Below are 6,892 nucleotides of genomic sequence, written 5' to 3'. Positions count from 1 at the left end.
CCAGACATGAAAAAGCCCGCAGCGATGCGGGCTTTTTTATTGGGCTGAAGCCTGCGGGAGTTGGCCGGACGGCGCTCCCACAAGTCTGGACTTCAGTTCTTCACCTGCCGCTCATGCATCCGCGCCAACTGGCGTTCCAGCATCGACGGATACGGCTCCATCAAGCGCTCCACGCAGCAGGCACCCTCGGGGCTGGCGATCGGGCGGATGCGGGCGCGCTGGCGGATCAGGGTGTCGTCGCCGATCTTGCGCTCCACCAGCAGCAGGTTGCGGCTGTGTTGCGACAGGGCCAGGGCGTCCTGGGCCTTCTCGGTCAGCAGCAGGTCGATCTGGCTCAGGCCTTCGAGGTCTTCACCCACCACCAGGCCCAGTTGCAACTGCAGGGTGATACCGCTGTCGGCCACTTCAACCTGCAGCGCATGGCCCAAGGCGCGTAGCAGCTCGCCGCAGCAAATCGCGTTGGTCAGGTAATCCTCACCGCTGTCCTGGCTATGGAACAGCAACAGGGTGCTGCCATCGTTGAGGTGCTGGACTTCGCTTTCATAAAGTGAGGCGGCTTGCTCAAGGCAGTCGCGATAACGCTCCAGCAGTTCCGTCAGGCGAGTCCGTGGCAGGCGGCGCAGTTGTTCCTGTGAGCCCAATTGCACGGCAAGCACGGCGCTGGCCTGTGGCTGGCGCGGTGCCGCGGGCACAACAGGAGCGGCAACAGGTGCTGAATCGTCGCGCAGGTCGGCGAAGGCTTCGTCATCCTCGTCGTCGTCCGTGGCGCTTGCTGCTGGACGCTTCACCGCCGGGGTTTCGTCGAAGCTCGGGTCGCGCAGGTTGCGGACCTGGAAGGCAGGCTCGGCGTCTTCCTCGAAATCGTCTTCGATTTCGGGTTCCGGCTCGGGCTCTGGCGCCTTCGGCGGCGGCGCGAAGCGGGCGTGGAGCTGGCGGGCGAGATCGCCGATTTCGTCCTGGCGTTCGGTGGCCGGGGTGTATTCGTCCAGATCGCGCAGCCAGACCCGCAGTTGCAGCAGCGGCGTCGATACATAGCGCCCAAGACGCAGGCTCATGGTCAGCGCCAGCGCCAGCAGGATGCCGGCGAGGATGCCCATGCTCTGCATGCTGATGGTCATCGGCTGCTGGAACTGGCTCATGTCCAGGCTGATGCGCAACTGGCCCGCGGTCACGTCCTGGAAGGTGATCTTGGTCTGGTACAGACCTTCGGCTTCACCCAGCAGGCTGTTTTTCGGGCGCTGGCCGGCTTCGGCGAGGATCCGGTTATCGACGCTGTAGATCGCCGCATGGGCGACCAGCGGGTTTTTCACCAGATTCCCGAGCAGCACGTTGAGGCTGAGGATGTCGTTGGACACCAGCAGTTCGGTCGCCGAGGTTGCGGTCTGAGTGGTCAGGCTCTGCCCGAGGGCATCGGCCTGTTCATGCATGGCTTCCTTGAACTGCAAACCCATCACGCAGGCGTAGATCACCAGCGCCAGGGCAACCAGGAAAATGTTGTGACAGGCAATGCGCAATGCCAGGGGCACGCGACGCTGACGCAGGGCACGAAAGATCAGCAGGAAGAAGTTGTCGGTTTTGACGGGCGTGGGCCGGTTCACTGAGCGCGGCTCTTTATGACGGAGAAATTGCTGCGCAGTATAGCGACCGCCCTTGACCCGGCAAAGTATCGCTGCGCCCGATGGTCTGCAAAACGCGGTAGAATGCGCACTTTTTCCACGACTCGGAGCCCGTCTTGCGCGAAATCGTCTTGATCAACATCACCGGTGAGGACCGTCCGGGTCTGACCGCGGCCATTACCGGCGTCCTGGCGCGCGGTGGTGTGAACATTCTCGATATTGGCCAGGCGGTGATCCATGACACGCTGTCCTTCGGCATTCTGGTTGAAATTCCCGACACCGAGCAGGGTTCCTCGGTGCTCAAGGACCTGCTGTTCACCGGCTACGAGCTGAACCAGCAAGTGCGTTTCACCCCGGTTTCGGAAGCCGACTACCGCAATTGGGTCGACGGTCAGGGCAAGCCGCGCCATATCGTCACCCTGCTGACCCGCAAGGTCACCGCCGAGCAACTGCAGCGCGTCAGCTCCATCACCGCCAAATACGGCCTGAACATCGATCACATCGATCGTTTGTCCGGGCGTGTGGCGCTGGACACTCCGGTGGACCAGGGCAAGGGCTGCATCGAGTTCTCCGTGCGCGGCGAGCCGGCTGATCCGCAGGCCCTGCGTGCCGAGTTCCTCAGCGTCGCCCAGGAACTGAACGTCGACATCGCCTTCCAGCAGGATTCGCTGTTCCGCCGCAATCGCCGCCTGGCGGTGTTCGACATGGATTCGACGCTGATCGAAGCCGAAGTGATCGATGAATTGGCCAAGGCTGCCGGCGTTGGTGAACAGGTTTCGGAAATCACCGAGCGCGCCATGCGCGGCGAGTTGGATTTCCGCGCCAGCTTCAAGGAGCGTCTGGCGCTGCTCAAGGGCCTGGACGTCAATGTGCTGGACGAAATTGGCGCCTCGCTGCGCCTGACCGAAGGTGCTGAAACCCTGTTCGCCGAACTCAAGCGCCTGGGCTACAAGACCGCCATCCTCTCCGGCGGCTTCACCTACTTCGCCAAGCAACTGCAAGCCAAGCTGGGCATCGACTACGTGTTCGCCAACGAACTGGAAGTGGTCGACGGCAAGGTTACCGGCGTGGCTGTCGAGCCGATTGTCGACGCGCAGCGCAAAGCCGACCTGCTCGGCGAGCTGGCGCGCAAGGAAGGTTTGCAGATGGAGCAGACCATCGCCGTTGGCGACGGTGCCAACGACCTGCCGATGCTGGGCATTGCCGGCCTCGGCGTGGCGTTCCGCGCCAAGCCGCTGGTGCGTCAATCGGCCAAGCAGGCCATCTCCACCTTGGGCCTCGACGGCGTGCTGTATCTGCTGGGGATGCGTGATCGCGAAGGAAATGCATGATAGATCGAACGGTTCTCACCATTCGTCCTTTGCTCCCTGACGATCTTTGAAGCGTGTCTAGGCTTGCTTGCACACGGCCCCAATCCCGAGGGCCGTATGGCCGGCAAGATGACTTGTCGGCCCCCACCAGCAACTTCAAGGAGATGAAGTTCATGGCGAACAAGTATGCAGTTCAGAACCAATGGGGTGGTAGCAGTGCACCGTGGCATCCGGGTGGAACCTGGCAGCTCGGTGCGCGGGACAACCAGAAGGTTGTCAATGTCGACATCCGTTCTGGTGATGGTGGCGTGACCTTCAAGGGCAGCATCACGTATACCGGCGAGGGCCCGATTGGGTTCCAGGCCAAGCGCGTCGCGCAGAACCGTTATGAAGTCCAGAACCAGTGGGGCGGCAACGACGCACCTTGGCATCCGGGCGGCGAATGGGTGATCGGCGGCCGTGACAACCAGAGCGTCATCGCTCTGAACGTCAAATCGAACGATGGCGGCAAGAGCCTCGACGGCACCAGTACTTATGACAACGAAGGGCCGATCGGCTTCCGTAGTCATCTGGAGTAAGGCTTCAGGTTGAAGAGCCGCCCCCGGAACCGGGGGCGGTTTGCTTTTTCAAGCGTGTCGCGGTTTTCCCGATCAGGCGTCGGTGGCGGCCTGCGAAGCCGGCAGGGCCAGGCCCTGACCCATGGTGACCGGCGAACCGGCACCGAGGCTTTCTGCCCATTTCACCTGATCCGGCCCGAACAGCACGACAGCGGTCGAACCCAGCTTGAAACGTCCCAGCTCGGCACCTTTTTCCAGGTGGATCGGCGCGCGGGAGGCTTCGTCATAACGGAAGGTCTTCAATTCACGCTTCGGCGGCGTGACCAGACCGGCCCATACCGTCTCGATCGAGGCGACGATCATTGCACCCACCAACACCACGGCCATTGGTCCGCGTTCGGTATCGAACAGGCAGACCACGCGCTCGTTGCGCGCGAACAGCTCGGGGACGTTTTCGGCGGTGGTCTGGTTCACCGAGAACAGACGGCCAGGAACGTAGATCATTTCGCGCAGGGTGCCGGCCAGCGGCATGTGCACGCGGTGGTAGTCCTTCGGCGACAGGTAGATGGTGGCGAACTCGCCGCCCATGAACGGCGCGGCATTGGCCGGGTCGCCACCGAGCAGTTCCAGCGCGCTGAAGCTGTGGCCCTTGGCCTGGAAGATGCGACCGTGCTCGATCGGGCCGAGCTGGCTGACTGCACCGTCGGCGGGGCAGAGGATCGCACCCGGGGTTTCGTCCAGCGGGCGGGCGCCCGGCTTGAGGGCGCGGGTGAAGAAGTCGTTGAAGTGCTGGTAGGCGGTCAGGTCTTCGACCAGGGCCTGGGACATGTCGACCTGATAGCGCTTGGCGAACCACGCGGTGAAGGCATTCTTGAACCAGCGCACACGGCATTCGGCGACGCAGCCGGCCAGACGCGAGAGCAGGTGATGCGGCAGCAGGTACTGGCTGATGATGAACAAACGGGATTTCATTGAGTTTCCTTAAACTTCGACGGGCGTGTCCGGATGGTTGCCCCATTCGCCCCAGGATCCGGCATACGCCTTGACCCGTGGGTAGCCCAGGTGCTTGGCCACCAGGTAGGTGAAGCCCGAGCGGTGGTGAGTCTGGCAGTGGGTGACCACTTCCTTGTCCTTGCTGATACCGAGCTGTTCGAGGATCTGCGGCATGTCCTTGCGGATGCGCAGGGCATCGTTCAGGTCCATCCCGGCAGTCCACTCGAAGTTCACTGCGCCGGGAATGTGCCCGCCCTTGGCGGCCAGGACTTTCTCGCCGCGGTACTCGGCAGGGCTGCGCGCGTCCCAGATCGCCAGGTCGGCGGCGCCGAGCCGGCTTTGCAGGTATTCGCGGGTCGCGGTGGGCTCTTCGTGCAGCACCAGGCTGACCGGGCCACTGGCGCTGGCCGGAACCTCGGTGCTCAGGTTATTGGCCGGCCAGGCCTGCACGCCACCGTTGAGGTAGTGGTAGTGCTTGTGGCCGATCACATCGAGCAGCCAGATGAAGCGACCGGCCCAGCCGCCCCCTTCGTCGTCGTAGACGACGTAGGTGGCATCGGCGCGATGGCCCAGTTCACCGAAGAGTTTTTCCAGCTCGGCTTTCGCCGGCGCCAGGCCCGGTGCCGGTGGCTGGCCCAGTTGCGTGCGCTTGGGATCGACGAAACGAGCCCCTGGAACATGGCCGCTGCCGTAGCGATTGACGCTGGTCAGATCGACCAGGATCAGCTCTGGCGAGTCGAGGCGGGCCTGCAGGTCAGCCGGTTCGATCACCAGTGGCAAGCCGGAAAAGTCAGTCATCCAGAGTCTCCAGTTCGGAACAGAGGGAGGCGATTGTAGCGCATGGGTCAGGCGCTGCGGTTGCTGAAGGTGGTGAGGGCGCGCTCGATGCATTGGGCGGTCTTGCCGAACGCCTGCACGCTGATTTCCGAGAATGGACCACCGCCCTGGTCGGCCATCAGCACCATCACCACCCGGCCATTGTTCGACAGCGAACGCAGCAGCAGATGCTCGCCGCGGAACAGGGCGCGCAGGGGCGCGGGCAGCAGGGCAGCGAACTGCGCGTGGTTTTCGGGCGTCAGGCGCAGTTGCGCAGACTGGCTGAGCAGGCGTTGCAGCAGCTTGCTGTGGGCCACCTGCACGGTCAGGCTGGCGGCCTGCTCGGGCAGCCCGGCCAGTTGGTGCACGCGCAGGTAGCTTTGGGTCTTGTCGCTCATCAGCAACAGGACCCGCGTCATGCCGCAGGCCTGCAAGGCTTCGCGGGCATAGCGGGTCAGGTGGATGGCGTTGGAGAACGGGCTGGGTTCGGCGAGCAGGTCGGCGCAGAACTTGCGCCAGTTGCCCAGGGCTTCGGTATCGGGAGCCTCCGCCGGCAGCATGCCGCGGGGAATGTAGTGCGCGTCCCACGGCCAGATCAGCATCTGCGCCGGGTGGAACGCGCCTTCAATGGCGTGATTGCGCGCGCTCTTCGCGGCCTGTTGGTGTGCCTGTTGTTGCACGTCGTCCAGCGGCACCTGCAAGTACAGGCTGATCAGTTGCTGCCAGCGCAGGCAGTGCGGGCTGTTCCACGCATGTTGGGACGACAGCGCCAGGCCGTTGGCCAGCAACACCGTGTTGGCCGGCTGGTTCAGCCAGCGGCGCAACGAAGGGTCGGCGTCCAGGCGTTGTTGCTGGCGCAGCGGGCTCTTGTGATCGCGGGCGATGTGCATGACCTTGACCAGCAGCCGGCGTTCTTCCTGCAACAGGTGATAGCCCTGGGTGACCCAGGTCGGCAGGCGCCAGAATTCGGCGAGGGCCTGACACAGGCTGAGCAGGCGCACGCCGAACAGCTCGCGTTCGACTCGGGGCGCGGGCTCGCCACGGTGCACGACGCGCAGTTCCCATTCTTCCAGCAACTTCGGATGGGTCAGGGCCAGCGGCCACAGCGGCGAGAGAAACAGCAGGCTGCCCCAGTGGATGTCCTGCCACAGCCGCGCCAGGCGACTGGCGAACAAGCCGCTGGCCTGCTGGCTGGCGTGCTGGCTGACCATCTGCAATTGGCGCAGGGCCAGGGGGATCTGCTCGACGGGCGCGGTTTCCAGGCGATCCAGCAACGCTTCGGCGCGGGCCAGGCCGAGCCGGTTGAGCGCAACCTCAAGGTTTTCCGCAGGCTCGGCGATGCTGGCGTGGGTATGCCGGTTGGCTTCACGCATCACGCTCAGCACCAGCGCCGGACTGTCCTGCATCAGCTCGGCAATGTCGCGCAACGAGCGGCGACTGTCGGCGATCGCGGTTTTTACGCGATCGTGGCTGTGGCAGGGTACGGGCAACTTGGCGCCGTCCAGTAGTTTGATCCAGGCATCGATAGTCTTCGGATTCTGAGTTGGCACGATGGTTTCACTAGGCTTGCTGGAAGGTGGCCGAACTGGCTTTTCGCCTT

General features: G+C 63.8%; 6 protein-coding genes. 2 read left to right on the top strand and 4 right to left on the bottom strand.

Annotated features, from left to right (window positions below; translation table 11 throughout):
* Nucleotides 1-92: 92 nt before the first annotated feature.
* Nucleotides 93-1,598, bottom strand: a complete 1,506-nt coding sequence (locus NTD88_RS05940; RefSeq protein ID WP_262153548.1) for a histidine kinase — start codon at nucleotides 1,596-1,598, stop codon at nucleotides 93-95.
* A gap of 134 nt (nucleotides 1,599-1,732) precedes the next feature.
* Between NTD88_RS05940 and serB the strand changes: the two genes are divergently transcribed.
* Nucleotides 1,733-2,947 (top strand): phosphoserine phosphatase SerB, encoded by a 1,215-nt coding sequence (serB, locus tag NTD88_RS05935; protein WP_095155932.1) that lies wholly within the window; start codon nucleotides 1,733-1,735, stop codon nucleotides 2,945-2,947.
* Nucleotides 2,948-3,099: 152 nt separating this feature from the next.
* On the top strand, nucleotides 3,100-3,504 hold the full coding sequence (locus NTD88_RS05930) for a lectin OAA (RefSeq protein WP_262153547.1): 405 nt from the start codon (nucleotides 3,100-3,102) through the stop codon (nucleotides 3,502-3,504).
* 72 nt (nucleotides 3,505-3,576) lie between these two features.
* Here NTD88_RS05930 and asd read toward each other — a convergent pair whose 3' ends face one another.
* From asd to NTD88_RS05915, 3 genes are read right to left on the bottom strand one after another with little or no spacing between them, the layout of a single operon-like run.
* Nucleotides 3,577-4,455: an archaetidylserine decarboxylase gene (asd, locus tag NTD88_RS05925; RefSeq protein ID WP_095155934.1), complete on the bottom strand. Its 879-nt coding sequence runs from the start codon at nucleotides 4,453-4,455 to the stop codon at nucleotides 3,577-3,579.
* A gap of 9 nt (nucleotides 4,456-4,464) precedes the next feature.
* The gene (locus NTD88_RS05920; protein ID WP_262153546.1) at nucleotides 4,465-5,274 is read right to left on the bottom strand and encodes a rhodanese-like domain-containing protein; all 810 of its coding nucleotides are present in this window, start codon (nucleotides 5,272-5,274) and stop codon (nucleotides 4,465-4,467) included.
* A 47-nt stretch (nucleotides 5,275-5,321) separates the two neighbouring features.
* The gene (locus NTD88_RS05915; protein ID WP_262153545.1) at nucleotides 5,322-6,842 is read right to left on the bottom strand and encodes an HDOD domain-containing protein; all 1,521 of its coding nucleotides are present in this window, start codon (nucleotides 6,840-6,842) and stop codon (nucleotides 5,322-5,324) included.
* Between the last annotated feature and the right edge of the window lie 50 nt (nucleotides 6,843-6,892).

The organism is Pseudomonas sp. 20P_3.2_Bac5 (genome assembly GCF_025466035.1).
GTDB lineage: Bacteria > Pseudomonadota > Gammaproteobacteria > Pseudomonadales > Pseudomonadaceae > Aquipseudomonas.
This window is presented reverse-complemented; position numbering and strand designations above follow the sequence as displayed.